The sequence below is a fragment of the Deltaproteobacteria bacterium genome (assembly GCA_026129095.1).
Taxonomy (GTDB): Bacteria; JAGRBM01; JAGRBM01; order JAGRBM01; family JAHCIT01; genus JAHCIT01.
On record JAHCIT010000004.1, the window covers coordinates 51,266 to 75,300 of the forward strand.

Consider the following 24,035-nt stretch of genomic DNA (forward strand, 5'->3'; position numbering starts at 1 on the left):
CCTTCGCTCCCGCCGTTCATGTTCTACACTGGCGGGCCATGACGGCCTACCAGCAGAACCGGGAGATCGCGTGGCGGGAGGTGGACGGGGAAGCGATCCTCGTGGACCCGCTGGCGCGCCAGCTCCGCGTGCTGAACCCGGCGGGGACGTTCCTGTGGGCGCAGCTTGAGGCGCCCCGGACGGCGGAGGAACTCGCCGCGCTGCTCACGGCCGAGTTCGACGTGACGGCCGGGGAGGCCCGCCGCGACGTCGAGGGCTTCCTTGCCCACCTTCTCGGCAAGAAACTGGTCAGGGAGATCACCCGGTGAAAAACGCCCAGCTCCAGCAGGCGGTGGGGGAAATCCTGCGCGAGGAGGTCGCCCGGCGCGGCAAGGTGAACTTCCGCGTGACGGGAAACTCGATGGCCCCGCTCCTGAAACCCGGCGACATCGTGACCGTGCGGCGGGTGCGCCGCCGCTGGCGGCTCCTGCCGGGCGACATTCTCGTTCTCTCTGGCGACGGCCCCCTCGTCGTCCACCACTTCCTCTACTGGACGCTCAGGGACGGGCAGCCCCACTTGCGGACGGCCGGGCGGAACGGTAAGGCGCTGGACCGGCTCTGGCCCCGCGAGGCGGTGATCGGCCGGGTGGTGCTCCGCGAGCGCGGCAAGCTCTCCTTCCGGGGCCCCACGGCCCCGCTGTGGCTGGCCAGTTCCCTCTTTGCGGCGCTGGGCGGCGTGCTCACCGCCAGACTGGAGCGGCTGCTCAAGTGACCGATGCCCACGCGACAGGCACCGCCCGCCCCGCCCTGGCCGGACACCCGCTCGACATCGCCGCGCCGCCGAAACTCGCCGGGGCGGCGGCGCGGATCACCGGCCGGCCGGAGGGCGCCACGGGCCGCCCCTACCGGATGATGCTGCTGGAACGGCGGACGCTGAACTACAGCGACCCCTACAAGGTGACGGTCACGCGGCGCGAGCACGGTTTCTCGGCCGCGTCATCTGCGTTCCGGGCCGACATCGAGTTTCCGGGCCGCAACATCCGCATCGAGATCGCCCCGCCCCCTGCCGCCGGGAACCCGGCCAACGCGCTGGAAAACGCCCTGCGCCTGGTGACCCAGTGGCTCGCCTGGGAGCACCGGGGGCTCGTCGTCCACGCCTCTGCTTTTGTGCGGAACTCAGGCGGCGCGGTGGTGGCCGTGGGGCCGTCGGGCGCGGGGAAAAGCACGCTCGCCCGCCGGGCACTGGACAGCGGACGGCCGGTGCTGGGCGACGATCTCGTGATTCTCAGGATGGAAAAGGAAGGGCTCATGGTGGAGGGGACGCCGTTCTCCGGCTCCGACCCCCGGATTCCCTTTACCGCCGGGCGGCACCCGGTGGCGATGCTCGTCACGCTGGAAAAGGGGGCAGGCACGGAACTGCTGCCCCAGGCCCCCGCCGAACGGCTCACGGCGCTGCTCGCCCAGGTGCAGGGGATCGCCGACCGTTCCAAAACGGAAACGGGCGCGCTCATGGATGCCCTCATACCTCTCCTCGGAACGCTGCCCGGCGGGACCCTCCGCTTTGCCCTCGACTCGGACCTCTGGCAAACTCTGGACAGCTAAGAGGTCTTGCCCATTTCCACGTTCGACCAGATCCGCGAAAAGCTGGTCGCCACGAACCGGTTCGTGACGACCCAGCTCGAACTCACCTACCGCTGCAACTACGAATGCCTCCATTGCTACTGCGTGGACCAGCCCGCCCGCGAGGAGCTTTCGACGGCGGAGTTCAAGGCGGTCATTGACGAGCTTTACGCGCTGGGCTGCATGAACATCACCTTCACCGGCGGCGAGGCGATCATCCGCAAGGATTTCTTCGAGCTCGCCCGCTACGCCCGCGACAGGCGGTTCGTGATCCGGCTCTTTTCCAACGGGCATCTTCTGGAGGGTGCGCGGCTCGAACAGCTCCTGGAGCTGAAGCCGATCTCCGTGGACATCTCGCTTTACGGCGGGAGCGACGAGACCTACGAGGCGGTGACGGGCGAGAAGAACCGCTTTGAGCGCGTCCGGCGGAACGTGGAAGCCCTCGTCGCCCGCGGCCAGCGGGTGATCGTCAAGATTCCGCTCATGCACGAGAGCTACCACGACATCGGCCGGATGATCGGCTGGTGCCGGGAGATCGGCGTGCCGTACCTCACCGACGTCTGGATGACGCCCAAGGATGACGGCTCGGTGAAGCCCGCGCTGCACGCGCTCACCGACGACGAGATGACCGACTTCTTCCGGCGGTTCGGCACGAAGGCGAAGAAGCTCGTCCGCGAGGACGACAAGGCGATCTGCACGTCGGCCTGCTCCTCGCCGATTGTCTCGCCGCACGGGGACGTGTTCGCCTGCACGCAGAACAAGGTGCCGGCCGGGAACGTGCGCGAGACGCCGCTCGGCGAGATCTGGCGCGGCGCCGGATGGATGCAGGAGATCCGCGAGGTGAAGTGGCACCGGTTCACCGAGTGCCGTACCTGCGAGTTCCAGGAGACCTGCTTCATCTGCCCGGCGATCAGCCTCTACGAGAACGGCCGCCTCGAAGGCCCCAACTCCCACGCCTGCCGCGTCGCCCGCATCCGCCACGAGCTGGGACAGGTGTAGGGGGGACCTCTCCCCGGCCCTGGCGGGCCTCCCCCTCTCCGTATGACGGAGAGGGGAACAAGGGGAGTGGTCTATTCCCCCTACGCCACGAGGATCCCCATCAGTTCGTCTTTCGTCGTGGGGCCGTTCATCACGCGAATGGCCACACGGTCGATGGTTTTCGGGTGGTGGCGGGGCAGTAAACAGCAGGCAGGCCGCAGGGAATACCGGCGGGTGCCTCAGCCGGCCGGCGAGCCGGTCGCCACCTGGTAGGGGAGCTGCCCGCCGGTGATCCGGTCGTGCTCGCGGCCCTGGGGCCGGTAGTAGGTGTTCCGGTGGTGGGCGAGATTCAGCGCGAGATACAGCAGCGGGTGGCGGCGGTTGTTCCAGAACCGGCCGCTGGCTCGCCAGGGACCCGATCCTGTTTGGCGGCGGCACGGCCAACCTGTACGAATACTGCGGAAACGATCCGGTAAATTGTACGGACCCGAGCGGGACTGTTCCCATTCTGGCCGTCGCGGTGGTGTGGGCGGGGGCGGAGCTGGCCCTGTCGGCATGGGATGCATACGAGACATATGCCACGCTGACCGACCCGGAGGCATCGGTATCGGAAAAGTCGCTCACGCTGGGGCTGTTCGCGGTTGGGGCCCTTCTTCCCGGTGGCGGCTGGACGGCGAGCGGGAAGAAGATCGTAAAGTCTTCTTCTAGAGTACTGGGCCGTGCCTTAGAAGCTGCTGGGCATTCTAGGCCTGCAAACTCTGCAGCACACCATATTGTTGCCGGTTCTGCCGCTGCTGCCGAACCAGCAAGACGAGTATTAAATAAACTGGGGATCGGAATAGATGACGCTACCAATGGTATATTCTTACCAATGCAACAACATGATATGCTGCACACAACTGAATACTACTCAGCCATAAACAAAGCTTTGCAGGGAGTATCGACACGCCAGCAAGCAATGGACGTTCTTGAAGCTATTGCGCAGAAATTAAGGAATCAGAAATTTCCGTGATGGATAAGGATGCAATATGGAAGATCCGAAAGTATTAGCAGATTTGTTTTCGAGGCTGGGTGCTAGGCATCCAGAAAGATGGGCCAAATCGCAGATTGAAGAGGGTATCCCTCAGCTTGCTAGGTATTTGTTCCTACGGCAGGCGTGGAAGCACGTGGTGGATCCCAATGGCGACTGGATTGCAGATTCAATTACAACGGAAAACCGTGACCTTCCTGGCGGTAATATAGGCCCTGCGCTTAATAGAATCGTGGCGCAGGGAGCGACACACGCTGATATCAACACCATAGTTCGTATCAAACAATGGGAATTGCTCTCCAGACTTTGTCACCTGATTGACGATCCAGACTTGGAAGAGGATGAAGTGAAAAGTATCGGATGGCGACTATTTTTGGTAAATGAAAATGATGAGCCGATCGAGATCATTCCAGGGCTTCATGAGTCTGTTCTAGAAGTTGAACCTACTGGTTATGAGATGCGGCCTGCTAAGTGACTTCCCGCGACACTGTGCGCCAGGACACCGGGCAGTCGCTGGCGGGACGCGGGGGCATGATCGGTGGCGCGCCACCGGTGTCGGCGCAGATCTGGACGTATGCCTACGACCTGAACGGCAACCGTGTGCTGGCCGGGGAGGCCACCCACTATGGCATCAATATCTGCACACGGCAGCACACCTACGACGGCAACGACCGGCTGGTGGCGGTGAGCCACACGGGGTGCCGGACCGAGCGGCGCCGGGGAGCCGCCTGTGGCAGCGGGCGGGGCTGGTGGCGGGGCAGTAAACAGCAGACAGGCCGCAGGGATTTCCGGCGGGTGCCTCAGCCGGCCGGCGAGCCGGTCGCCACCTGGTAGGGGAGCTGCCCGCCGGTGATCCGGTCATGCTCGCGGCCCTGGGGCCGGTAGTAGGTGTTCCGGTGGTGGGCGAGATTCAGCGCGAGATACAGCAGCGGGTGGCGGCGGTTGTTCCAGAACCGGCGGGCGATGCTGCCCAGCGAGAAGAACTCCCGCCGGAACTCCAGGTAACACCGCTCCAGTTCCTCGGTGGTCATGTTCGGATGCCTCCAGATGAGGCGCCCGCAGGTGTAGTGCTCGTAGTTGTAGTCGAGGATGTCGCCGTCCCTCTCCATCCGTGCGTGCGTCACGGTGCCGGGGAGCGGCGTCAGGATGCCGGGGTTCACCATGAACAGCCGGTTCCGCATGACGAAATCCATCGTGTCACGGAACGTCTGGGGCGTGTCCTTTTCCAGCCCGAAGATGAACGCGCCGAAGACGGCGATGCCCGCGTCGTTCAGCTTGCGGATGCCGGCATCGTAGCGGTCCACCTTGTTGAAGGTCTTGCGGTTGGCGTTGAGGTTCTCCTGGTTGACCGATTCAAAGCCCACGAACAGTGACGCGCAGCCGGAGCGGACGGCCAGCTTCAGCAGTTCGCCGTCCCGGCAGGCCAGCTCCAGCGAGGCCTGGCTCCCCCACTTGATCCGGAGCGGAATGAGCGCCTCGAACAGGCGGTAGGCGTATTCGTGGGAGAAGAAGATGTTGTCGTCAACGAAGAAGAACGCCTTCTTCGGATACCGGCGGATCTCCTCGACCACCTGCTCCACGGGCCGGGTCCGGTAGAGTTTTCCGTACATCTTCGTGACCGTGCAGAAATCGCAGCCCATCGGGCAGCCGCGGGAACTCTGGATGACGCCCGCGTCGAAAGTGGTCCGGCCGCCGGGAAACAGGTCCTTGCGCGGGACCGGAACCTGGGACAGGTCCAGCGGCGCGGAGCCGGTGTAGTGCTTTCCGGAAAGGTTCCCGCCGGAAAAGTCGGCCATGATCTGCGGCCAGAGCCCCTCGACCTCTCCCTGCACGACGGCGTCGGCATGTTCCAGCGCCTCGGCCACCATGAACGACACATGCGCGCCGCCCAGGATCACCTTCGAACCCCGCCTGCGGAAATAGTCCGCCAGCCAGTACCCGCGGTTCGCCTGGCAGGTCATCATCGTGATTCCGACCAGATCCGGGGTCTGGTCGAGATCCAGCGGGGCGAACATCTCCTCGGCGATCTCGATCTCGGAGAAGTAGGGCTCCGCCAGCGCGGCGAGGATGGCGAGGCTGAGGTGATGGACCGACTTTCCGCTGACGCCGTGGACTTCCTGGCTAACCGGTGCGATCAGGAGAAGCTTGCTCATGTGGACACGGCCCTTCGGCTCCGGCTGGTTCCGCCGGGAAAGGCCAACTGTCGCAGGGGGTTACCTGCCCCGATATGACAGGTGTCATCCCGGGACTGAATGAAACGGCGCCCCCCTACTCCGGATCGAGGGCGGTGAGGGCGGCGTATTTCTCCTCCAGCCAGCGCTTGAGGTCGAGCTCGTTGAAGATGCGCGTGCCGCCTTCCATGCGGTAGGGGATCATCCCCGATTCGATCCACAGATGGACCGTCTCCACCGGGATGCCCAGCACGGCGGCCAGTTCCTCGGGCGTGATGTTGCGTCCGGTGGTCTGCATCGGGTGTGTCTCCCTCGCACGGCCTATTACGGCCGCTCGCTTCCGCCCCCGGCCTTGAAGTATATAGGGATGGGGAGCGGGCGCAACGGAAAACGGCGCGGGATATTTTTCTGATGGCACGTGAGGCACAGGCGGCCCGAAGGCCGCGAGGACTTTTCGGCAATCTCCGGCGGATCGGGCGCACCCTGTCGGACCCGGCCCTGTCGCCGGCCGAGCGGGCCGAGCGGGCGCTCCGGCAGATCGCCCCCGGCGAATACGAACGGGCCCGTCGCCGCCTCAAGACCTTCGAGGAACTGGCCCGCACGGAGTATTCCCGCATCCGCCTCGACCCCAGTTCGCCGGACCAGGAGGTCGAGGCGTTCATCGCGCTCGTCCGGGCGTCGGTCAAGACCTTCCAGAAGGAGCCGCCCCGCACCCGCGTGGGCCGCCGCATGGTGGACTGGGTTTCGAAGAACCTCGGCCAGATGGAGCACGCGCTGCTGCCCTCGCGGCAGGAGGCGTTCATCCTGCTCGGCATCGAGCACACCGACGATGTGGAGACGATCAAGCTGAGGTTCCGGGCGCTCGCCCGCGAGGCCCATCCCGACAAGCCCGGCGGCAGCCATGACCGGATGCAGAAGCTGAACGAGGCCTACAAAACGGTGCTGAGGATCAAGGGCGAGGGATAAGGAAGGAAGCCTCACCCCGCGCCTCATCGGCGCGGCCCTCTCCAGAAACTGGAGAGGGCAAAACCCGGTTCCCCCTCTCCGTGACTACGGAGAGGGGGTTAGGGGGTGTGGTTTCCTTTATAGGGTGCGGGCTTATCCCGCTTCGGCAAGGTGCGCGTCGCCGCCCGCCGGGCGGCGGCGGATTTCGGTGGAGGAGCCCGCGCCGCGGCTCACGGCCACCTTGCCGGTGCGGACGAGCTCGCGGATGCCGAAGGGCTTCAGCAGGTTCATCACGGCGTTGATCTTCTCCTCGACGCCGGTGAACTCGAAGGTGTACGACGACGGCGAGACATCCACCACCTTGCCGCGGAAGATGTCGCAGATACGCAGGACTTCCGCCCGGCCGTCGCCCTCGGCGTGGACCTTGACGAGCGCCATCTCGCGCTCGACGTGCTCAAGGCCGGTGAGGTCCACCACCTTGATCACGTTGATCAGCTTGTTGAGCTGCTTGGTGATCTGCTCGATGATCTTCTCTTCGCCGCTCGTGACGATGGTCATGCGCGAGACGGTGGGGTCCAGCGTCTCGGCCACCGTGAGGCTCTCGATGTTGTAGCCGCGGGCCGAAAAAAGCCCCGCCACCCGCGAGAGGACGCCAAACTCGTTCTGCACCAGTACTGCCAGTGTGTGTTTCATCTCTTTTCTGCCTTCCTGCTTCCTTCACGCCTTCCCGACTTCAGGAGAGCGAGGCCGAGTTCGGGTCGTCCTTGACGTGCACCTTCAGCGCCTCGTCGGCAACGATCGGGTTGGCGATACTCCCGCCGGCGGGGATCATCGGGAAAACGCTCTCCTTGGGGTCCACCCGGATGTCCACGAGGCAGGGCTTTGTCGTCGAGAGCGCCTCGTCGATCACGCCGGGCAGCTTCGACTTCTGCTCCACCCGGAAGCCCGCCGCGCCCATCGCGTCGGCCAGCTTCACCCAGTCGGGCTGGAGCGGGATGTGAACGGCCGTGTAGCGGTCGTCGTAGAACATCTCCTGCCACTGGCGGACCATGCCGAGGTAGATGTTGTTGATAATGAACACCTTGATGGGGAGCTTGTGCTCGGACGCGACGATCAGTTCCTGGATGCACATCTGCACCGAGGCGTCGCCCACGATCGCGAGCACGAGATCCTTCGGCCGGGCGAACTGCGCGCCGATGGCGGCCGGCAGGCCGAACCCCATCGTGCCGAGCCCGCCGGAGGTCACCCAGCGGAACGGCCGGTCGAACTGGAAATACTGCGCCGCCCACATCTGGTGCTGGCCCACGTCGGTGGTGACGACGGGCGAGCGCGCCTTCGTCTTCCGGTGGATCTCCTGGATCGCCCACTGCGGCTTGATCACCTCGCCGGGGCTTCCCGGCGTCCAGTCCTGGTAGAACAGCGGGTGCTGCCGTTCCCACTCGGCGATCTGGGCGTGCCAGGGGGCGAGCGAGCGGCGGTATTTCGCAAGGTCGGGCTCCGGCGGCAGGTTGTCCAGCATCTTCTGGACCACCTTGCGGGCGTCGCCCACGATCGGCACGTCCACCTCGACGTTCTTGGAGATCGACGCCGGATCGATGTCCACATGGATCTTCTTCGCTCCCACGCAGAACTCGTCGAGCTTGCCCGTCACGCGGTCGTCGAACCGCGCACCGATGGCGACGAGCACGTCGCAGTTCGACATGGCGAGGTTCGCCCGGTAGGTGCCGTGCATCCCCAGCATGTCGAGCGACAGGGGATCGCTCATCGGGAACGAGCCCAGCCCCATCAGCGTCTGCGTCACCGGGATGCCGAGCCGGCGGGCGAGTCCGGTCACCTCGGCCGCGGCGTTCGACCAGATGCACCCGCCGCCCAGGTACAGCACCGGCCGCTTTGCCCCCAGGATGAGCGACAGGGCCTTTTTCACCTGCTTCAGGTGGCCCTCGGTCGAGGGGCGGTAGGAGGGGATGTCCACCCTGTCCGGCCAGGCGAACGCCGTCTTGTGGGCGGTGACGTCCTTGGGGATATCCACCAGCACCGGGCCCGGCCGGCCGCTCGTGGCGATATATTGCGCCTCGGCCATCACGCGGGCGAGGTCGCGCACGTCCTTCACGAGGAAGTTGTGCTTCGTGCAGGGGCGCGTGATCCCCACCACGTCCGCCTCCTGGAAGGCGTCGTTGCCGATGAGATGCGTCGGCACCTGGCCGGTGATGATGACCATCGGAATCGAGTCCATGTAGGCCGTCGCGATGCCGGTGACGCCGTTCGTGGCCCCGGGACCGGAAGTGAGCAGCACGTAGCCCGGCTTCCCCGTGGCGCGGGCGTAGCCGTCGGCCATGTGGACCGCCCCCTGCTCGTGCCGGACGAGGATGTGCCGGATGCTGCCGTCCTTCTCGGCGAAGTGCAGCGCATCGTAAATGTGCAGCACCGCGCCGCCCGGATAGCCGAACAGGGTGTCCACTTTCAGTTTCTTGAGGGATTCGACGAAGATCTGCGCGCCCGTGAGTTCCACGGCGGACTCCATTCACTGCTCTCGCGCCGGGATCTGCCGGACGCGGGCGTCTGGATCAAACACCGGGAGGTACCCCGGCCGGCCCTTTGGCCTGCCGCCCCCCGCTTTCCGTTGCCCCCTTCTGGTGAGGGAGCCCCCGGCGCGGGTAGCTGTTGGCGGCAGGTGGCCGTATCGCCTGCGCCATTCGCCAGAGGCGAAAGGCGCGACCCCGACATGATGCAGAAACCCGCCGGGCCTGTCAAATCAGCAAGCGGTTATGGAAGACGAAGATCGAGAACGATGCGGAGGCCGTCGTCAACACGCCGGAGCGTGAACAGGTCCAGCATGCCCACGTATTCGAGCAAACCCGACTTATCCACGGTCATGATCTGCGAAACATTCACCACCGAATCCCGTGCAAGGCCGCTCGATTCCTTCGGGACGAGGACGTTCCCGGGTGCCTTGGCGAGTTCCAGATTGCCGGTCAGCGCCGCCACGATGACCGTTGAAATCCGGCTGTCGTTGAACCGGTTGGCCTGAATCGCCATGACCGGCCGCCGGTAGCCGGGTGCCGATCCCGCCGGGGCCGGCAGGTCGGCCCACCAGATACTCCCGCGCCGGATTACCACTTCTCGTCCGTCCGCGTCGCCCGCGCCTGCATTTCGACCAGCAGCGGGTCAAGAGCAGAGGACTCGCGGCTGTAGACCTCATTCAGCTTGCGTGTGATCTCGTCATCGCCGGGAGCAAGATAGTGCTCCAGTGCCCGCGTAATCAGCGCGCTCCGGCTGATCTTCCGGCGGCGGGCCTCCTTTTCGGCCTTCCTGAACAGTTCGTCGGGGATGGATACGGCAGTCTTCATGGTATGACCAAGTATAACCATAGTCATACTGGAGTCAAACCGAGGGTATAACCAAGTATAACTTCAATGGTACGGTAACGATATTCTCATCCGGTAACCCCGCCCCTGTGGTATCCTCTAGCGAAGGCGGCCAGAGGTGAAGCATGAGGAAGCGGCGGCAGTTCATTCGCAGCGCGTTGCCGCTCGGAGCCCGGTGGGTGGGCGCCGTCATTGCCTTCGGTCCGGCTGGAATTGTCGCCGCCGCCGATGACATCACGCTGGAGATGGTGGCCGAAACGCTGCCGACCGCCCTCATCGGCGCGGCGCTCATGTTCCCGGCGCTCGGACTTCCGCTGGAGGGCGGGTAGGCGGCAGTTTCCCGCCCCGCCGCGTCCGGCTGCCCCATCTTCCCCCCCCCTTTCACCAAACCGCCGCTTTTTCCCCTGTCCAAGGGGGGCGGGGGGCGGTATACTGGCTCTTAAGAGATATCCCACGAGGCGAGCGGTGCGGCATGCAGGTCCGGGCCGGACGCCCCAGAGGAGAAGCGTTCAAGAGCGTGACGGCGATCCCCCTTCGCATCTACTCCGACTTCCTCTGCCCCTACTGCTATCTGGCCGAAAAGCAGCTTGAGCGTCTCGCCGGCGAATACCGCTTCGTCGTCCACTGGACCGGCTTCGAACTGCACCCGGAGATCCCCGCGGGCGGGGTGAAGGCGGGGCTGATCGGCCCGGACTCCCTGAGCCACGTCTGGGAGCGGGTGGAGAAGACCGCCGCCGAACTGGAGATCCCGATCAAACCCCCTTCCCGTTTGCCAAACACGCACCTGGCGCTGGAGGCGGCCGTGGAACTCGGCCAGACGGAGACGGGAGCGCGGTTCCGCTCGCGGGTGTTCGACGCGTTCTTTCTGGAGGACCGCGACATCGGGGCGCAGCCGGTCCTGCTGGACCTGGCCGCCGGGGCGGGGGCCGACACGGCCCGCCTCCGGGAAGCCCTCGACGGGCGCGTCCACTTCGATACCGTCGAGAGCAACCGGGAGGCCGGATACGACGAGCTTGTGACCGGCGTCCCCACGATTCTGGCCGGGGGCCTGAGGTCGCTCGGCGTGCAGCCGCTGGATACCTACCGGGGGCTGTTCGACCACTATCTCCGCAAGGCGGCCGACGCCTGAATGGATACTCCAGGGAGCCCACTTCATTGATATTCTACGTACTCGACACCAACGTCCTGCTGTTCGACCCGCAAGCGATCGCCAAGTTCGGCTCCGAATACGTCGTCGTGCCGATCACGGTGCTGGAGGAGCTGGACACCTTCAAGCGCGACCAGACGGAACTGGGGCGGAACGCCCGCATGGTGATGCGCTACCTGGACGCGCTCCGCTCCAAGGGGCTCATCAGCCACGGCGTCGAGCTCGAAGGGGGCGGGAAGCTGATCGTCGCCGTGGGGTTCGAGACGGATCTCCGCCTTCTCCCCGACGATCTCGACAGCCACAAGGCCGACAACCGGATCCTTTCGGTCGCCCTCGCCATCCAGCAGGGAAACCTCTTTTCGCAGTTCACCGCCGACGGCCCCTCCATCCTGAGGACGAGCCGCCCGGATGTCTGCGTCGTCTCCCGCGATGTGAACCTCCGCATCAAGGCCGACGCCCTGGGCCTGAAGGCGAACGACTACCAGGTGGGCCCCACCCGGAACCTCGACGACCTCTACCGGCGCCTGAGGGAAATCCACGTGGAGCCGGAGACCATAGACCGGCTCTACCGCGAGGGGCAGATCCGCTACGAGCCGGAGGAAGGCGAGCCGCCGCTCGCCGTGAACGAGTGCGTCGCCCTCATTGACCGCTACGTGCCGAGCCACACGGCGCTGGCCCGCCAGCGGGAGAACGGCACCAGCGGGCTTTTCCTCGTCAAGCCGCCCAAGGAGTCGGTCTGGGGCGTGCGGCCCAGGAACCGCGAGCAGGTGTTCGCCATGGACCTGCTGCTCGACGACCGGGTATCGCTCGTCTCGCTCGTGGGGAAGGCCGGCACCGGCAAGACGCTGCTCGCCATCGCCTGCGCGCTCATGCGGACGGCCGACGACCACCGCTACCAGAAGCTCCTCGTCTCAAGGCCGATCTTCCCGCTGGGGCGCGACCTTGGCTACCTCCCCGGCGACGTGGACGAGAAGCTCAAGCCCTGGATGCAGCCCATCTTCGACAACGTGGAGTACCTGCTCGGCTCCGAGTCCGAGGGGTCATCGGGCAACGAGAGCGGCGGGGGCCGCCGCCGGGGCGGCGACTATGCCCGCGGCGGGCACAAGCGCCGCCGCTACCAGGACCTCATTGACCTCGGCATCCTGGAAATCGAGCCGCTCACCTACATCCGCGGCCGGACGATCCCGCACCAGTTCATGATCGTGGACGAGGCGCAGAACCTCACGCCCCACGAGATCAAGACGATCCTCACCCGCGCCGGCGAGGGGACGAAGGTGGTCCTCACCGGCGACCCGCACCAGATCGACAACCCCTATGTCGATTCGATCTCCAACGGGCTTACCTACGTGATCGAGAAGTTCCGGGGCGAGGCCGTCGCCGGGCACATGGTCCTCACCCACGGCGAGCGGAGCGAGCTGGCCGAGAAGTCGGCGAACCTGCTGTAGGGAAGCCCCTCAGTCCGCAATCGCCTTGCGGAAGGCGGGGCGGCCCGTTTGCCGCTTGGCGTATTCGGCCAGTTCCGGGTGGCCGCCGAGCAGTTCCATGGATTTCGCCCAGGAGAGCATCGAGCCCATCATGAGGTCCGCCACGGTGAACCTGCCGCCGACGAGGTATTCCTTCCCGGCGACGGCCTTCCTCAGCACGTCGAGCGCGGCGCCGAGCTTCTTTTTTGCCGCCTCGATGGCGGCTGGGTCGCGCTTGTCAGCCGGGGTCATCACCTGGAGCTTGAAGAGGTCGCCCAAGGGCGGCTCCACCGTCGCCACGCCGAACAGGATCCACTGGTAGTATTCGCCCCGCTCCGGCGTGCCGGGAAGGGGCGCGAGCCCCTTGTCCGGGTATTTGTCGGCCAGATGCAGGCAGATCGCCGCCGACTCGATCAGCGTCTGGCCGCCGTCCTTCAGTGCCGGCATCACGCCCAAGGGATGCACGGCGAGATATTCGGGCTTCTTGTGGCCGCCCGTGGCGAGGTCAATGCGGACCAGCTCGTAGGGAACACCGAGTTCCTCCAGAAGCCAGCGGGGGCGCGTCGCACGGGTGCGGGGGGCGTAATAGAGCGTAATGGACATGATCGTTCACTCTCCCGGCCGGAAGGTGAAATAAAACTCCGGCGCGGCTCCATTCGTGACGCCGGACCCTGTGGGAAGTCAAAGGGGGGATTTACGGGCGGACCGCTACTTCTTCCCCTGTCCCGGCCGGTGGGACTTGCCGTGGGGGTTGCGGCGGGTGGCCTTCTTCTGGACGGCGTGGGCGTTCATCTTCGAGGCTGTCTTGAGCTTCGTGGCGGCGGCGCGCTTGGCGTGGCTCTTTTTCGGCGCCTTGCTCTTTTCGGAACTCTTGCGGATAAAGACCGACTTGCGGCTCATCTGGATGGTTCTCCCTTTCAGCCAGTAGCTAGCACGGCAGGGGGCCGGTTTCACTGACAACCGTCAGTTGCCGCCCCGCCCCCGGCGCGCCCAGACTCCCCCATGCCCCGCTGGAAGGATTTCGCCGCGCCGCTGCTCGACTGGCTGATCCCGGCCCGCTGCGCCTTCTGCACGAAAAACCCGGCGGCGCGGGGCAGCTCGCTCTGTCTGGGCTGCCGGCAAAGGCTGGAGCCCGTACGGGAGCCCTGGTGTCCCCTCTGCGGCGAGCCCTGGCGCTTCGCCGCCACTGTTTCCATGAGCGACGCGGCCGCCTCGCACCCCTGTCCCCGCTGCCTGAAAAGCCCGCCCCCCTTCGAGCGGGTCCGCTCGGCGTTCGTCTACCGGGAGCCGCTGAAAGGGGCGGTCTCGCGGCTCAAGTTCGGGGGCGACCTCGCCCTCCTGCGCCCGCTGGAAGAGCTGTTCGGGGAGGCGTTCGGCGAGGTGGTGGAGCCGGGCGCGGTCATCGCCAGCGTTCCGCCCGCGCCGGGAAAGCTGAAGGAGCGCGGGTTCGACCTCGCCCACCGGCTCGCCCGGCGTCTGGCGGCCGTTCACGGCAGTTCCACCATCCGCACGGACCTCCTTGCCCCAACGGGCGAGGGGACCGAGCAGGCGGGGCTCAAGTACCGCGAGCGGGAGGCGAATGCGCGCCTGCGGTTCCGGGCGGCGGGTGCCCGCCTTGAGGGAACTCCCGTGGTCTATCTGGTGGACGATGTCTGCACGACGGCGGCGACGCTCAGGGCCTGCGCCGCCATCCTGAAATCCCAGGGGGCGGGAACGGTGCGGGGGCTCACCCTCGCCCGGACGGTGCAGGAGTAGCGGCGCCTAGCGCGACCCGACGATCTCGATCGGGAAACCGTTCTCGGCGGCGTACTGCATCACGTTCAGCGCGATGGTGCGGTCCACGCCGATCGCCTTGGCCGTCTCGTTGTTGAGCGTGACCATGAGCTTGTCGGGGCTGGCGATGGTGATGAGGCCGGGGTCGGCTCCGCCGAGTACCCGGTTGGACAGGTCGCCCACCTTGCGGCCGATGTCGAACAGGTCGGGCGAGAGCCCCACGAGCGCGCCCGCCGTGACGAACGACCGCTCGAAGACGAAGAACGGGATCTTGCGGTCGAGGGTGAACTTGAGGATCAGCTTTATCGTGTCGCCCCGGACGACGGTGCGGTCGGGGACGAGCCACAGGGCGTCAATGCCGCCCTCGAACTTGCGGAGCGCGTTCGCCAGATCGCTCGGGTCATCCACCCGGACGGGGAGGATCTCGAACCCCTGCGAGGGGGCGATGAAGCGGGCCTGCTCGATGAGGTCGCCGGTGTTCTTGGGATCATAGAGGACGCCGACCTTCTGTATCTTGGGTACGACGCTCTTGAAGGTGACGAGCTGCGCCTTCACCGGCACGTCCAGCGACAGGCCGGTCATGTTCTTGGTCTTGAGGTCCTCGCGCTGGGGATTGGTTACCATCGAGAAGAGCACCGGGATGTTCTTCACATGGTCGCGGCACAGGCGCGAGGCGCCCAGGCCCACCGTGACGATGAGGTCGGGCTTGTCGGTGGCCTTCACCAGCCGGTCCACGATGGTCCGGCCCTGGTTGTCGTCCCGGTTCATGTCGTAGATCTCGATTTCCGCCTTGAGGGCCGAGCGGATTCCCTCGACCACCTTGTCGTACCGGTCGATCTTCTCGGTCACGATGACCGAGACGCGCTTGGTGGAGATGACCTGCGGCTTCTCCGGCGAGGCGAACAGGACGAACTCCTCGGCGCGGCGGTTGACGGCGGAGATGTAGTATTCGAGCCCCTCAGGAGTGACGGCCTTGGCCTCGATATCCGCCTTGTAGTTCCCGCCCTTGATCTTCTGGAGGTAGAGCTGCGAGTAGCTGCGGTTGCCGGCGCGGCGGTAGAACACCGAGGCGTATTCGAGCTGGCTGTCGGGCTCGATCGTGACGCTGATCGTGACCGGCTTGCCCCGCTCGGCGAACTCGATGCCGCGGTGGACGATCGTGAAGGGATTCTGGGCCATCGCCGGGACGGCAAGCGCCAGCATCCAGATCCATGTGGCACAAATCACGATCCTGCTGCGGATAGTCTCTTTCCTCACTGCACCATGTCCTTCCGTCCGGCCGCGCTTTCACACTGGCCCCGTGCCGTCTCCCGGAACATCCCAGGCGCGTTACCGCCAACGCTTCCTTCCCGGATTCCGGAGCCCGTCGCACGGGTTACAAAACTGCTACAACGGGCAGTGTGCCGGACAGGGCTGAAACAGTCAACAATATTGACCAGTTAGCACCGGCCCCCCGGCACCCCCCTGACGCGCCGCTCCCCGGCCTGTTTCCGGGCCGTCAAATCTCGCCCCGGTCGTTGATTTGCCCGGCCCGGTCGCGGTAGAAAACTGCCTGTAGGCGAGAGCTATTCCGACCCAGAAGCGGACCCCCGTTTTCCATGCCCGAATCCCAGACCCCGAACACGCACAGAACCCAGCCCATCAGCATCGAGGACGAGATGCGGAACTCGTACATGGCCTATGCCATGTCGGTCATCGTCGGCCGCGCCCTGCCCGATATCCGCGACGGGATGAAGCCGGTCCACCGCCGCATCCTCTATGCGATGCTCCGCGAGGGGCTCACCTCCGACAAGAAGCACTCCAAGTGCGCCGGCGTCGTGGGCGAGGTGCTGAAGAAATACCACCCGCACGGGGACTCGGCCGTCTATGACGCCCTGGTCCGCATGGCCCAGCCCTGGAACCTGCGCTACCCGCTGATCGACGGACAGGGGAACTTCGGCTCGGTGGACGGCGACCCGCCGGCCGCCTACCGGTACACCGAGTCCAGACTGACGCCGCTTGCCGAAGCCCTTATGGAGGATATTGACCGGGAGACGGTCGATTTCACCCCGAACTTCGACGGTGCGGTGATGGAGCCGGTCGTGCTGCCCGGCAGGATTCCGAACCTGCTTATCAACGGCTCGGACGGCATCGCCGTCGGCATGGCGACCAAGATTCCGCCGCACAACCTGACCGAGCTGTGCAATGCCATCTGTGAACTCATTGACAACCCGCAGGCCAGCATCGACGACCTGATGAAGCATGTGAAGGGGCCGGATTTCCCCACCGCCGGGACCATCATGGGCCGCAACGGCATCGTGGACGCCTACCACACCGGCCGCGGCAAGGTGATCGTGCGCGCCAAGGCCGAGTTCGAGGAAGTCCGCAAGGACCGCGAGGCGATCGTCGTCACGGAAATCCCCTACCAGGTGAACAAGGCCCGGCTGATCGAGAAGATCGCCGACCTGGTGCGCGACAAGCGGGTCGAGGGCATCTCCGACATCCGCGACGAATCGGACCGCAGCGGCATGCGGATCGTCATCGAGCTGAAGAAGGACGCCAACGGCGGCGTGGTGCTGAACAACCTGTACAAGCACACGCAGCTCCAGGACAGCTACGGCATCATCATGCTCGGCATCCGCGGCGGGCGCCCCTCTACGCTCTCGCTGAAGGAGATCCTCCAGGAGTTCATCAAGCACCGGTTCGAGGTCGTCACCCGCCGCACCGCCTTCCTGTTGCGTCAGGCCCGGCGCCGGGCGCATGTCCTCGAAGGGTTCAAGATCGCCCTCGACAACCTGGACGAGGTGATCGCGCTGATCCGGGGTTCGAAGAACCCGGACGACGCCCACCAGGGCCTCATGGCGAAGTTCGGCCTGAGCGACGTGCAGGCCAAGGAAATCCTCGAACTCCGCCTCCAGCGCCTCACCGGCATGGAGCGGCAGAAGATCCTCGACGAGCTGGCCGAGGTGATGAAGCTGATCGCCGAACTGGAGGCCATCCTCGCCGACGAGAAGAAGGTTTATGCCATCATCCGCACCGAGACGGTGGAGATGCGCGACCGGTTCGGCGACGAGCGGCGCACGCAGATCGCCGCGGCCGCCGGCGACATCGACGCCGAGGACCTCATCGCCGACGAGCCGATGGTCGTGACCGTGTCCCACCAGGGCTACATCAAGCGCAGTTCCACGTCGCTCTACCGCTCGCAGCGGCGCGGCGGGAAGGGCGTCATCGGCGCCACCACGAAGGAGGAGGATTTCGTCGAGACGGTCTTCGCCTGCTCGACCAAGAGCTACCTCCTCATCTTCACCACCCTGGGCCGCATCTACTGGCTCAAGGTCCACGACATCCCGGAGGGCTCGCGCATCGCCAAGGGCAAGGCGATCGTGAACCTGGTGCAGATACGCTCCGGCGAGGGCGAGCGCATCGCCACGGTGATGCCGCTCCGCGAGTTCACGCCGGACCAGTTCCTGCTGTTCGTCACCAAGAAGGGCACGGTGAAGAAGACCTCGCTGGAGGACTTCTCCCGCCCCAGGCCGAGCGGGATCATCGCGCTCGGCATTGACGAGGGCGACGAGCTGAAGACCGTGCTCTCCTGCACCGCCGGCGACGAGATCATGATCGGCTCGCGCAAGGGGATGGCGGTCCGGTTCCCGAACGGCAAGGTGCGCCCGATGGGCCGCGCCGCCGTGGGTGTCCGCGGCATCGACCTCGATGACGACGACGAGGTGGTGGGTGCGGCCGCCGTCCGGGAGAGTTCGACCATCCTCACCGTCATGGCCAACGGCTACGGCAAGCGCACGCCGGTCGCCGAGTACCGGATCACCAACCGGGGCGGCAAGGGTGTCATCAACGCCAACGTCACGGAGAAGACCGGCCATGTGGTGTCGGTCGAGCGCGTCGAGGACGACGACCAGCTCATGCTCATCACCACCCACGGCAAGCTGATCCGCATCAACGTGAAGGAGATCAGCGTCATCGGCCGCAACACCCAGGGTGTCCGGCTGCTGAACGTGGATGCGGGCGAGTCTGTCAGTTCCATCACCCGCGTTGCCGGCGAGAACGAGACGGCCGGCGACGACGCGGACGGCGGAAGCTGACCGGCACGGCGGGCGCATGGTTTCCGCCAGCAGGCTCCTCACGCCGGTCTCCCTGGGCGCCGCCCTCGCCCTTCTGTCGCTCCATGCCGCCTCCTGCGACCGCATGGGGCGCGACGTGCGGCTCCGGGAGCAGGCGCAGGCCGCGCTCCGGGCGTCGAAGCCCGCCGAGGCGGCCGACCTGTTCTTCCAGGCCTACGAGGCGAGCCCCCGCGGCCCCCACGCCGCCCGCAACCTCTATGACTTCGCCCGCACCGAGGAGCTGGAACTGAACCGGCCGGAGTTCGCCGTCGAGGTGTACGTCCGGTTCACGACCTCCTTTCCGAAAGACGCCCTGGCCCCGGAGGCACTGGAGCGGGCGGCGAGACTCTATTCCGAGCGGCTCGACAACCCGCAGAAGGCCATTGATGTCCTGGTCCGGCTGGGGAACGACTACCCGGATTTCGCCCGTGCGGGGCAGGCGCGGCTCAACGTCGCCCGCGAATACGAGAAGATCGGCAACCGCGACCAGGCGTACGCCAAGTACGAGCAGTTTCTCCGCGACTTTCCCGGTTCGCCGCTGGCCCCGCGTGCGTGGTACCTGCTCGCCGCGCTCCAGTCCATGCAGGGGAGCTACCCGGAGGCGGTCAAGAGCCTCGACACGGCCGAGGCGGCCCTCTTTTCGGATCCCGGTATCGCCGCGTCCGAGGCACCCGACTTCCTTGACCTCGTGCGGATCGAGCGGGCCCGCGCCCTAGAAAACATGGAAATGCCGGCCGAGGCGGTGGAGAGCTACCGGAGCGTCTCGGCCCACTACCCCGGCGCCTCCGTGATCCGCGCCCGCATCGAGGCACTGGAGACGAAGCTCGCCGAAAAGGCCGAGAAGGGAACCCGGTAGGGTACGGACGCCGCCGGCCGTCAGGGCTCCTGTGGCGGCGCCAGCGGTCCGGGCGGCCTGCGCCGCTCCCGGCGTTCCTTCCGCTCGCCCGGTTCCCTGGGCGGCGCATCGGGATCGAGCAGCCAGACCTGGTAGGTGCGGTCCTCGAACACCTTGCGGGCGCGGTGGTCGGCCTCAAGCTGCTTCGAGAACCGGTAGAAGGCCGGGAGCTTCCAGAGCGTCACGTAGCGGGCGTCGAACTTCCCCAGGACCGAATCCACGGGCCGCCGGGTCTTGCCCAGCACGATGTCCACGTAGTGAATGAACAGTTCCCGGTCCTTCGCGTAGAAGAAGGTGGGGTCCAGCGCGACCAGCGTCGTGAGCCACGGCGCGAAATACAGCAGCGGCGCGGAGTCGGCCCACTGGGCGGTGAATATCTTCTGCGGCTCCTTCACCGTGGCCGCCATCCACTGCGCCATCGCGTGCGGCGGCGAGGCGGGCGGCGCCTGCTTGCGGGCGTCGTGGGCGAAGTAGCCCGTGACGGGCAGGATCACGGCGAGTGCCATCGCGGCGTGGCGCGGCAGCACCCTGAAGGGGTTTCCGGCTTCGGCCCGCGACGCGAGCCAGGTCTTCCAGGTCAGTCCGAGCGCGAGGACGCTGAACGGCGCGGCCATTTCGTAGAGCCGCCGCATGACCGTGGAGCTCACGATGCAGAAGGCGAGCGCGATCGTGGCCGCCGTGAGCACCGGGCGGGTCCGCACCTCGCGTGAAACCACGAGCCAGGCGAGGCTGGCCGCCACCACGAGGTAGACCGGCCACTGCATGACGACGATCCGCAGGCCGGGGACGTGCAGTTCGCCACCCAGGGCCACCCGGAGCGCCTGGTTCCCGGCGGCGGTCGTGTGGAACGGAACGAGCACGTTCTGGACGAAAAACAGGTGGAAGTTCACGGGGAAGTTCGGGTGGATCACCTGCCCTGCCGTCCACCCGGCGATGACCGCCACAAGCGGCTTCCAGTCGAACCGGCGGAGCAGCGTGCGGAAAGACACCCGGCCGTTTCCGCCGTTTTCGTCCACGCCTCCGGCCAGTCCCGGCACCAGCCCCCAGAACACCCACACCCCGGCGTAGAACGCCGCGATCCAGCCGCCCGTGTGGAACAGGCTGTAGAGCATCGCTGCCACAAAGAGCGCCGCCGGGCGGACACGCGACACCAGCATCCAGATGATGAGGACCGAAAAGCCGATTCCCCACAGGTGCGGACGGCACATGGCGAGCCGGACGGCGAGCGCCGAGCCGAGTGCGGTCAGCAGCAGCATGAACGCCCACGCCTCGCGGACCCTGAGCCTCCAGAGCGCGAAGGCCAGCGCGAAAATGATGAACGCCTGTCCCATCAGCGCGCCGAAGCGGGCCGCCTGCGTCACGGGAAGCTGGTAGACCGCCCCCAGGATGACGTGAAACAGGAACTCCTTGTCGGCGAACTTCTCCGAGACGATGGAGTACGGCCCCCAGGGGAAACTCTGGAGCGGGCCATTCGCAAACAGCTCGCGGGTGACGGCGAGGTGGTAGTAGACGTCGAAGTCGATGGGCTCGGAGACGTGGAACTGGATCGATGCGAAATAGGCGAGCGCCGCCAGCGAGGCGGCGATGAGGGCCGGAAGTTCGTGCCATTTCCGGCCGTCTGTCGGTGCTGAACCGGTCACGCTGGCGGGCATCGTAGCCGAAGCGGCGGGGAAAGCACCCCTGTGCTAGCCTTTCCCCGTCATGCCGCCTTTTTCAGACACGCTGGCCACGCTCCCGCCGCTGCCTGAGCCCGCCGCTGCGCTCGCCCGGCGGCTTCTGTGGCAGCTTCCCGTGCCGCTCCGGCCGGAGATCGCGGGCGTCATCGGCTTTGCCTGGCGCGTCCACCGCCATGAGCGGCGCGAGCCAGTGCCGGAATCCTCGCCCAACCTGCCGTTCATCGTCCACCCCCTGAGGCTCGCCCTCTCGCTGGTGGAGGAAGCACGCGTCGTTCGCCCGCTGCCGCTCGTGGCCGCGATCTGCCACGACACGCTGGAGCACGACCGGCGGCTCACCTTCACCGAGCTTGCCAGCGCCACCGGCACAAAGGCGGCGGAACTGGTCCTCGCCCTCTCGGTGCCGCACAAGCTCAATCCCGGCGAAAGCCCCGCCGCCTCGCGGGTCAACTACCTGCGGCAGGTGGTCCGGGCGGGCCCCGGCGCGCTGCTCGTCAAGGCGGCCGACCGGCTCGACAACCAGCGCCACCGGTTCCAGTCGGGGCCGGCGGAGCGCCGCCGCGTGATGCTCCGGCAGGACCGGGAGGACTGGCTCCCCCTGTTCCGGCAGCACCTCCCGCCGGAGGGCGCGGCGATTCTCCGGAGCCTCGAACTGATCTGCGGGATGTGAGTTACCATCTTTATCACTCTCCGCCCCCGTGTCTTTACGGGCGCGGAGGAGCTATCCCGCCGGGATCACAAAGGAACGGGCGAACCGGCCGGAAACCGCCCGTGCCCGTTAAGCCCCCTCCCTTTTCCGGGGATTTGCGGCGTATCCGCCCGTGGTTTTCGCAGCTTGCGCTTGCGTGAAAACGCCATAAAGACAGGCACGGAAATCCGCGGTTCCGCCCGGAAGAACAGACCAGGATCGGTCAGGATGGTCCATCCTGGGCCAGGATGGGCCACGCTCTTGAACAGCCCCGGAAAGTCCGGCATTAATCGCAACAGATCAGAAGTGCGCCCGGCGGCCAGCCGGGGGCGCGAAACCCCGAACATCCCCTGACACCCCCGGCCGCCTCACCCCGCGCCTGAACGGCGCGGCCCTCTCCAGGAACTGGAGAGGGCGGGGACGCAGTTCCACGCCTTTTCCTTCCCCCTCTCCGTGACCACGGAGAGGGAGATAGTGGGGGTGTGGTTTCCCCCTCTCCGGTTCCCGGAGAGGGGGCCGGGGGGTGAGGCCGCCTCACCCCGCGCCTGAACGGCGCGGCCCTCTCCAGGAACTGGAGAGGGCGGGGACCGGCACCGCCGGGGCGGCTGCTTTTCATCAACCCCAGAAAAGGAAACCCCTCATGGATACCGTCATCCACGGCTCCGGCGCACGGGCGCTCGGAGCGGCCATCATTGGCGGCGCGGTGCAGACGATCCGCGACGCCATCGTTTCGCTCTCCGGTGACGCCGCGGACGGACCGGCCCGCCGCCGCCACTACAGGGCCATCGGGCCGGAAATCCGGTGGCTGGCGTCTGACGGGAACGGGCCGCTCTCCTTCGGCTGGCTGTGCGGGTGCCTCCGGCTGAACGCCGGGATGATCCGCCGCCGCGTCGCCCGCGAGCTTCTGGCCACCGGCGACCGGGAGCTGGAAAAGCTGGCGAAGCTGCTGGCCGCGTAGCCCCGAACCTGTCATGGCAGGCGGCCTTCTCGTCCCCCACCCCCGCCAGCGGGAGTTCCTGGAGGCGGAGGAGAAGTTCGTCCTCTACGCGGGCGGCATCGGCAGCGGAAAGACCACGGCCGGGGCGATCCGGTTCCTCCGGCGCGCCCGGGACCACGACACCAACGGCTACATCCTGGCGAACAGCTACGAGCAGCTCGACCGGGTGGCCGTGCAGGTGTTCATGTCGCTGGCCGAGGAGGGAGGCCACTCGCCCCGGCTCATCCGCAGCCGCCGCTCCATCGAGATGAAGGAGGCGCCGGCGAGGATCTTCTGGCACTCGACCGAGAACTACAACATGCTCCGCGGCGTCGAGATGGGCTTCTTCTGGCTGGACGAGGCCCGCGACACGAGCCGCGAGGCGTGGCTGGTGCTCCAGGGAAGGCTCCGCCACCCTGGCGGGCCGCTCCGGGGCGACCTTACCTCGACTCCGGCCGGCCTCGACCACTGGCTCTACGAGGAGTTCGCCTCGCCCGAGCGGCGGCCGGACACCCGGCTCGTCACGGGCACCTCCTACGACAACGCCCTGAACCTGCCGCCCGGATATCTCGCCGGACTGGAAAATGCCTACACGGGCGACTGGTTCGAGCAGGAGGTGAACGCGCGGTTCGTGAACACGGCGAGCGGCCGCTGCTACTACGCCTTCATCCGCCAGCGCCACGCCCATGAACCGGTCGCCCGCCACGCGGACCAGCCGGTGCATGTGGGCGTTGATTTCAACATCTCGCCCATGTCGGCGGTGTTCGCCCAGCACGACGGGGAAACCATCTCCGTTTTTACCGAATGGTCGGAGCGCAACTCCAACACGCCCCGGCTCGTTGACGCCATCAGCGCCATCGCCGGAAGCCGGTCGGTGCCCGTGCTGGTCTACCCGGACGCCTCCGGCGCGGCGAGACAGACGGCGGGGGATTCGGACCACGCGCTGCTGAAGCGCGCCGGTTTCCAGGTGAACGCGCCCAGGTCCAACCCCGCCCAGCGCGACCGGGTGCAGACGGTGAACGTCGCCTTCAGCCGGAACCGGCTCCGGATCGACCCCGCGGCGCGGCAGCTCATCCGCTCGCTGGAGGCGACCCGCTGGAAGGAGGGCAGGAACGAGATCGACAAGGGGCCGTCGGTGGAGCACCTCTCCGATGCCCTTGGCTACCTCGTCTGCCACCTGGAACCGGTCCTGTTGCCGAGGGTGAGTGTCAGTTCCCACAGGCTTTGAGGATATCCGC

Annotated in this window: 26 protein-coding genes and 2 pseudogenes; 18 read left to right on the top strand and 10 right to left on the bottom strand. The window is 66.5% G+C overall.

What is annotated here, in order from left to right:
* Positions 1-38: 38 nt before the first annotated feature.
* The 8 genes and pseudogenes from KIT79_06830 (at position 39) to KIT79_06865 (ending at position 4,441) form a co-directional block, all read left to right on the top strand.
* Entirely contained in the window at positions 39-308 is a 270-nt protein-coding gene (locus KIT79_06830; GenBank protein ID MCW5829015.1) for a PqqD family protein, read from the top strand.
* Positions 305-751, top strand: coding sequence for a S24/S26 family peptidase (locus tag KIT79_06835; GenBank protein MCW5829016.1), 447 nt, complete (start codon positions 305-307; stop codon positions 749-751). The genes KIT79_06830 and KIT79_06835 overlap by 4 nt, the downstream gene beginning before the upstream one ends.
* The gene (locus KIT79_06840; GenBank protein MCW5829017.1) at positions 748-1,581 is read left to right on the top strand and encodes a hypothetical protein; all 834 of its coding nucleotides are present in this window, start codon (positions 748-750) and stop codon (positions 1,579-1,581) included. Before KIT79_06835 ends, KIT79_06840 begins: the two co-directional genes overlap by 4 nt.
* A gap of 6 nt (positions 1,582-1,587) precedes the next feature.
* Positions 1,588-2,598, top strand: a complete 1,011-nt coding sequence (locus KIT79_06845) for a radical SAM protein (GenBank protein ID MCW5829018.1) — start codon at positions 1,588-1,590, stop codon at positions 2,596-2,598.
* Between the two features lie 397 nt (positions 2,599-2,995).
* Positions 2,996-3,073 (top strand): annotated as a pseudogene (locus tag KIT79_06850) (hypothetical protein).
* Between the two features lie 216 nt (positions 3,074-3,289).
* Positions 3,290-3,589, top strand: coding sequence for an AHH domain-containing protein (locus KIT79_06855; GenBank protein MCW5829019.1), 300 nt, complete (start codon positions 3,290-3,292; stop codon positions 3,587-3,589).
* A gap of 16 nt (positions 3,590-3,605) precedes the next feature.
* Positions 3,606-4,082 (top strand): hypothetical protein, encoded by a 477-nt coding sequence (locus KIT79_06860; protein MCW5829020.1) that lies wholly within the window; start codon positions 3,606-3,608, stop codon positions 4,080-4,082.
* Positions 4,079-4,441 (top strand): hypothetical protein, encoded by a 363-nt coding sequence (locus KIT79_06865; GenBank protein MCW5829021.1) that lies wholly within the window; start codon positions 4,079-4,081, stop codon positions 4,439-4,441. The genes KIT79_06860 and KIT79_06865 overlap by 4 nt, the downstream gene beginning before the upstream one ends.
* Here KIT79_06865 and KIT79_06870 read toward each other — a convergent pair.
* A complete protein-coding gene (locus KIT79_06870) occupies positions 4,408-5,760 on the bottom strand; it encodes a B12-binding domain-containing radical SAM protein (GenBank protein ID MCW5829022.1) in 1,353 nt (450 codons plus the stop codon). The genes KIT79_06865 and KIT79_06870 overlap by 34 nt on opposite strands.
* 115 nt (positions 5,761-5,875) lie before the next feature.
* A complete protein-coding gene (locus KIT79_06875; GenBank protein ID MCW5829023.1) occupies positions 5,876-6,076 on the bottom strand; it encodes a helix-turn-helix domain-containing protein in 201 nt (66 codons plus the stop codon).
* A 113-nt stretch (positions 6,077-6,189) separates the two neighbouring features.
* Between KIT79_06875 and KIT79_06880 the strand changes: the two genes are divergently transcribed.
* A complete protein-coding gene (locus KIT79_06880) occupies positions 6,190-6,744 on the top strand; it encodes a J domain-containing protein (GenBank protein ID MCW5829024.1) in 555 nt (184 codons plus the stop codon).
* Between the two features lie 132 nt (positions 6,745-6,876).
* On the opposite strand, the gene ilvN is transcribed toward KIT79_06880, so the two are convergent.
* From ilvN to KIT79_06900, 4 genes are all read right to left on the bottom strand, one after another.
* Positions 6,877-7,416 carry an acetolactate synthase small subunit gene (gene ilvN / locus KIT79_06885; protein ID MCW5829025.1) on the bottom strand — a complete coding sequence of 180 codons (540 nt, stop codon included), beginning with the start codon at positions 7,414-7,416 and terminating at the stop codon, positions 6,877-6,879.
* Positions 7,417-7,456: 40 nt separating this feature from the next.
* Entirely contained in the window at positions 7,457-9,232 is a 1,776-nt protein-coding gene (gene ilvB, locus KIT79_06890; GenBank protein MCW5829026.1) for a biosynthetic-type acetolactate synthase large subunit, read from the bottom strand.
* A 254-nt stretch (positions 9,233-9,486) separates the two neighbouring features.
* The gene (locus KIT79_06895) at positions 9,487-9,840 is read right to left on the bottom strand and encodes a type II toxin-antitoxin system PemK/MazF family toxin (GenBank protein MCW5829027.1); all 354 of its coding nucleotides are present in this window, start codon (positions 9,838-9,840) and stop codon (positions 9,487-9,489) included.
* Complete coding sequence (locus KIT79_06900) at positions 9,834-10,070, bottom strand: ribbon-helix-helix protein, CopG family (GenBank protein ID MCW5829028.1); 237 nt, start codon at positions 10,068-10,070, stop codon at positions 9,834-9,836. Before KIT79_06900 ends, KIT79_06895 begins: the two co-directional genes overlap by 7 nt.
* A 143-nt stretch (positions 10,071-10,213) precedes the next feature.
* On the opposite strand from KIT79_06900, the gene KIT79_06905 reads away from it, so the two are divergent.
* The 3 genes from KIT79_06905 to KIT79_06915 all read left to right on the top strand — a co-directional run bounded on the left by KIT79_06905 (position 10,214) and on the right by KIT79_06915 (position 12,680).
* Positions 10,214-10,417, top strand: a complete 204-nt coding sequence (locus KIT79_06905; GenBank protein MCW5829029.1) for a hypothetical protein — start codon at positions 10,214-10,216, stop codon at positions 10,415-10,417.
* Positions 10,418-10,560: 143 nt separating this feature from the next.
* Positions 10,561-11,217, top strand: coding sequence for a DsbA family protein (locus KIT79_06910; protein ID MCW5829030.1), 657 nt, complete (start codon positions 10,561-10,563; stop codon positions 11,215-11,217).
* 26 nt (positions 11,218-11,243) lie between these two features.
* A complete protein-coding gene (locus KIT79_06915) occupies positions 11,244-12,680 on the top strand; it encodes a PhoH family protein (protein ID MCW5829031.1) in 1,437 nt (478 codons plus the stop codon).
* 9 nt (positions 12,681-12,689) lie between these two features.
* Here KIT79_06915 and KIT79_06920 read toward each other — a convergent pair whose 3' ends face one another.
* Positions 12,690-13,295 (bottom strand): glutathione S-transferase family protein, encoded by a 606-nt coding sequence (locus KIT79_06920; protein ID MCW5829032.1) that lies wholly within the window; start codon positions 13,293-13,295, stop codon positions 12,690-12,692.
* A 111-nt stretch (positions 13,296-13,406) separates the two neighbouring features.
* Complete coding sequence (locus KIT79_06925; GenBank protein MCW5829033.1) at positions 13,407-13,598, bottom strand: hypothetical protein; 192 nt, start codon at positions 13,596-13,598, stop codon at positions 13,407-13,409.
* Positions 13,599-13,700: 102 nt separating this feature from the next.
* On the opposite strand from KIT79_06925, the gene KIT79_06930 reads away from it, so the two are divergent.
* Positions 13,701-14,453 (top strand): ComF family protein, encoded by a 753-nt coding sequence (locus KIT79_06930; GenBank protein MCW5829034.1) that lies wholly within the window; start codon positions 13,701-13,703, stop codon positions 14,451-14,453.
* 6 nt (positions 14,454-14,459) lie between these two features.
* Here the strand turns inward: KIT79_06930 and KIT79_06935 are convergent, their stop codons facing one another.
* Positions 14,460-15,728, bottom strand: a complete 1,269-nt coding sequence (locus tag KIT79_06935) for an ABC transporter substrate-binding protein (protein ID MCW5829035.1) — start codon at positions 15,726-15,728, stop codon at positions 14,460-14,462.
* Positions 15,729-16,069: 341 nt separating this feature from the next.
* Here KIT79_06935 and gyrA point away from each other — a divergent pair, with 341 nt between their 5' ends.
* Both gyrA and KIT79_06945 read left to right on the top strand, forming a co-directional pair.
* Complete coding sequence (gyrA, locus tag KIT79_06940; protein ID MCW5829036.1) at positions 16,070-18,547, top strand: DNA gyrase subunit A; 2,478 nt, start codon at positions 16,070-16,072, stop codon at positions 18,545-18,547.
* A 16-nt stretch (positions 18,548-18,563) separates the two neighbouring features.
* A complete protein-coding gene (locus KIT79_06945; GenBank protein MCW5829037.1) occupies positions 18,564-19,421 on the top strand; it encodes a tetratricopeptide repeat protein in 858 nt (285 codons plus the stop codon).
* Positions 19,422-19,441: 20 nt separating this feature from the next.
* Here KIT79_06945 and KIT79_06950 read toward each other — a convergent pair whose 3' ends face one another.
* Positions 19,442-21,100, bottom strand: a complete 1,659-nt coding sequence (locus KIT79_06950; protein ID MCW5829038.1) for a hypothetical protein — start codon at positions 21,098-21,100, stop codon at positions 19,442-19,444.
* Between the two features lie 552 nt (positions 21,101-21,652).
* Here KIT79_06950 and KIT79_06955 point away from each other — a divergent pair.
* From KIT79_06955 to KIT79_06965, 3 genes and pseudogenes are all read left to right on the top strand, one after another.
* Positions 21,653-21,763 (top strand): annotated as a pseudogene (locus tag KIT79_06955) (DUF2662 domain-containing protein).
* 698 nt (positions 21,764-22,461) lie between these two features.
* Positions 22,462-22,779, top strand: coding sequence for a hypothetical protein (locus KIT79_06960; protein MCW5829039.1), 318 nt, complete (start codon positions 22,462-22,464; stop codon positions 22,777-22,779).
* Between the two features lie 13 nt (positions 22,780-22,792).
* Positions 22,793-24,025, top strand: coding sequence for a phage terminase large subunit (locus KIT79_06965; protein ID MCW5829040.1), 1,233 nt, complete (start codon positions 22,793-22,795; stop codon positions 24,023-24,025).
* The last annotated feature ends 10 nt before the right edge of the window (positions 24,026-24,035 follow it).